At 63.4% G+C, this 584-nt stretch carries 1 protein-coding gene; it reads right to left on the reverse strand.

Going from position 1 to position 584, the window contains the following annotated elements:
• The coding region (locus tag OP494_RS17150) for a 2-oxo acid dehydrogenase subunit E2 (protein ID WP_280542793.1) at positions 1-584 on the reverse strand (584 nt) is incomplete at both ends.

The following is a 584-nucleotide window of genomic DNA, read 5'->3' on the forward strand; positions in this document are numbered from 1 at the left end:
CTTCGACTGTGCCTTGCCGGCCAGTTCGACCGATTCCTTGGCCAGGTCGATCAGCGATTTCTGATCGGCGTTGCGAATCACCGGGACCATCAGGCCGTCCGGCGTGTCCACGGCGATGCCGATGTGCACGTAGTGCTTCTGCACCAGGGTCTCGCCGTCGCTCTTCAGGCTGACGTTGAACTGCGGGAACTTCTGCAAGGCGTAGGCACAAGCCTTGATCATGAACGGCAGCGGCGTGAGCTTGGCATCCTGCTTGGCGGCCTCGTCCTTCATCGACTTGCGGAAGGCTTCGAGCTCGGTGATGTCCGCTTCGTCGAACTGCGTGACGTGCGGCACGTTGAGCCAGCTGCGATGCAGGTTGGTGGCGCCGGCCTTCATCAAACGGCCCATGGGCTTTTCCTCGACCTCGCCGAACTGGCTGAAGTCGATGTCCGGCACCGCCGGAATACCCGCCCCGCCACTCGGCGCGGCGCTGCTTCCGGCACCGCTGGAACGCTGCTGAAGCGCATTCTTGACGTAGCCCTGCACGTCTTCCTTCAGCACGCGGTTCTTGGGCCCGGTGGGTGTGACCTGGGCCAGATCGA

This window comes from Chromohalobacter sp. 11-W (genome assembly GCF_029889905.1).
Lineage (GTDB): Bacteria > Pseudomonadota > Gammaproteobacteria > Pseudomonadales > Halomonadaceae > Chromohalobacter.